3 protein-coding genes and 1 pseudogene are annotated in these 2,503 nt (G+C 62.9%); 1 reads left to right on the top strand and 3 read right to left on the bottom strand.

The genetic code is table 11. The annotated features are described in order from the left end of the window. Window positions 1-380: 380 nt before the first annotated feature. The 3 genes from AC1DYL_RS22740 to AC1DYL_RS22730 form a co-directional block, all read right to left on the bottom strand. Window positions 381-806: a PIN domain-containing protein gene (locus AC1DYL_RS22740; RefSeq protein WP_477152373.1), complete on the bottom strand. Its 426-nt coding sequence runs from the start codon at window positions 804-806 to the stop codon at window positions 381-383. Continuing rightward, the gene (locus AC1DYL_RS22735; RefSeq protein ID WP_477174890.1) at window positions 803-1,066 is read right to left on the bottom strand and encodes a type II toxin-antitoxin system Phd/YefM family antitoxin; all 264 of its coding nucleotides are present in this window, start codon (window positions 1,064-1,066) and stop codon (window positions 803-805) included. The genes AC1DYL_RS22740 and AC1DYL_RS22735 overlap by 4 nt, the downstream gene beginning before the upstream one ends. A gap of 177 nt (window positions 1,067-1,243) precedes the next feature. After that, window positions 1,244-2,104 carry a phosphotransferase family protein gene (locus AC1DYL_RS22730; protein ID WP_477174889.1) on the bottom strand — a complete coding sequence of 287 codons (861 nt, stop codon included), beginning with the start codon at window positions 2,102-2,104 and terminating at the stop codon, window positions 1,244-1,246. 138 nt (window positions 2,105-2,242) lie between these two features. On the opposite strand from AC1DYL_RS22730, the pseudogene AC1DYL_RS22725 reads away from it, so the two are divergent. Continuing rightward, window positions 2,243-2,434 (top strand): annotated as a pseudogene (locus AC1DYL_RS22725) (ATP-dependent DNA ligase); the annotation flags it as partial. Between the last annotated feature and the right edge of the window lie 69 nt (window positions 2,435-2,503).

The raw sequence follows: 2,503 nt of genomic DNA, 5'->3' as shown, positions 1-2,503 counted from the left end.
TACCGTCGAAGTCTATTTGCCCGATCTTTCGATCAGACCGCAAGAACCTCGCCGTCCACGTTTCTCTTTCTTCCAATCTTCACAATGTCAAAGAACTGACCCCGGATGCGTCTCTCGACGGCGGCGTCGGTGGAAGCTAGGCTTCCAAAATTCGAGGACAAAGATCTTACCCCGGTTGCCCGGCAGCAGCTCTGCCCTTTCGGTAGTCACTGAACAGTGGGAGCAACGAAGTCGCTCGGCGTCGTCAGTGGGGCGGTGTATACGGGCGGCCCCTTTGCCTGTCAACACCCCTGATGAACGAAAGATGACATTTCTCTCGTTGGCGCTTTGGCGGCCTGTGGACAGACGGCCGAGCCGCCCGGTTTGCGGGGCTTTCTCGCCTAGGCCGCACTCCACGGATCCAGCAGATCGACATCGAGACCGGTGAAATCCTTGGTGTTGCGAGTGACGATCGTCAGCCCATGCCGCAAGGCGCAGGCGGCGATCCAGCCATCCATCACCCCGAGTCCCCGGCCCGCCGCCCTGGCGCCGGCCATCACCCCGCCCCAGACGAGCGCCGTCTCCCGGTCGATCGGCAGCAGGCGGTCACCGAAGCGGACGGGAAGATCGGCATCGAGCCAATGCCTGAGCGCCGCCTTCCGCTTGCCGTCGTCGAGCTGCTCGACGCCGCGGGCGATCTCCCCCACCGTGATCACACTGAGATAGGTGCGGTCTTCGTCCACCTGGTCGAGCCAGGCCAGCACCTGCTGATCCGGCCGCGGCCGCTGCACCTCGGACAGAACATTGGTGTCGAGCAGGTAATTCAAAGCGGCAGATCCCGGCCGCGATCCTCGTCGCGCGTGAGCTCGAGTCCGGCGCCGGCGAGCGACGACTGCGCCAGGAAGCTCGCGAGACTCCCCTGCCGCTGGCTCTTGTGCTGCCACTCCTCGATCGAGACGATCACCACGCTGGCCTTGCCGTTCCGCGTAATGGTCTGCGGCGATTGCTGTGCGCGTGAGATCACCTCCGACAGATGCGCTTTGGCCGAAGCCACGGTCCACTCATGTGCGGGGTTCTGCTTGCTCACAGCGATTCTCCAGAAATGACCATGATGACTATATAGGTCACAGATGAGTCGCGGACAAGCGGCGCGCATAAGGTGCATTATGGAACGGCAGAGTCCGGGGCTCGGCGCTCGTCGCTGACAGCCCTGTCGGGCAGTGTCTCCCTAGCGCATCTCGAGCGAACCGAACCACTGCCGATTCTATGGCGCCAGGACTCGCGAGCACCAAGCGCTCACCTTCGGATCATCCCAGGCGAAACACCAGTAGCTGGCGATCCAACGTTTGGCGGCGGCGAACTCTGCCGCAAGTCCCCGTTGCTCCAGCCAATCCAGAGCCAGGGCGCGGTCCTGCAAGTTGGCTTGCGGGGACAGTTCCGCATCGAGATACGCGACTGCGGACCAGCAATCGAGGCGTCGATCGGCAATCATTGGTGTCGCGCCGAAATCAATCACGGCACTAACCCGCCCTGCGTCAACGAGGACATTTCCGGGAAAGATGTCGAAATGCACGAACGCCCCGGACGAACAATCCGGAATGCCCTCGAGGGTCCCTATCGGCAAACGACTAAGTGGCCCAGCCAGCGAGCGCGTCATCTCCAGCCGCGCCTGCAGATAATCCCGATAGCTCGGCCGTCGGATGGCGCGATCCGAACCAAGATCGCCAAAGAAATCTCTTTTGACCGCGATGTCGCCGATCTGGCTGGCTGCGTCGAGATAACTCAACAGCAGTTGCTGCCGCTCCGAGCCATGCGTCTCAACCAATGCCTGCGAGAACGGGATGCCCGGCAGCCGGCGCTCGATGACCGCAACGCGGTCGTCAACCGCGACCAATCGTTCCACCTCCGGCGTCGCAAAAGTGATCGCGCCGCGGCCGGCAGCGATTTCCTCGAGCAGTTCGGCACGGACACGCTGCTGCGCAAGCGAAGCACCGGGCCGCGTCAGGCGCAAAACCTGGCGATCGCCGAGGGCATAGACCCTCGCTTCGCCGCCCTCTCCGAGCAACGGAGCGCCAGAAGCACTAAGTGCTGAGAGAGCGGCCAGGTCCTCGCTATTGGTCATCATCTGCCCCCCTCCGCCACCGAAACATCAGCACGGAGCTCGTCGCTCCGAGCGAATTTACGCCCACGCTTACGACGCGATGGTTGATGACTGCCAAAATCTACGACGGGAAGAAAGCCTGCCCGCCGAGCAAGGCCTCGCCGTTCACCTGGCGGCCCGAGCCGCTGGTCGACGGCGCGGACGGAGCACTATGAAGCGTTGCGGCCCGAGCTTGTAGTTGAGGTTTCGTACGACCACGTGAGCGGGGAGCGGTTTCGTCACGGGACGCGGCTGTTGCGGTGGCGTCCGGACAAGCGTGCGGAGCAGTGCCGGCTGGAACAGCTTGGTGGCTAGCTGACAAAGCAAAACCCCGCCGGCTTTCGCGGGCGGGGTTTTGTTGTTCTAGTCGTTGAGAGAACGCAT

This window comes from Devosia sp. P1_H9, from assembly GCF_056405135.1.
This window is presented reverse-complemented; position numbering and strand designations above follow the sequence as displayed.

What these genes read in the sequence shown, in the direction of transcription:
- AC1DYL_RS22730 (WP_477174889.1), bottom strand. Translation starts at nt 2,104, where the DNA reads ATGATGACCAATAGCGAGGACCTGGCCGCTCTCTCAGCACTTAGTGCT.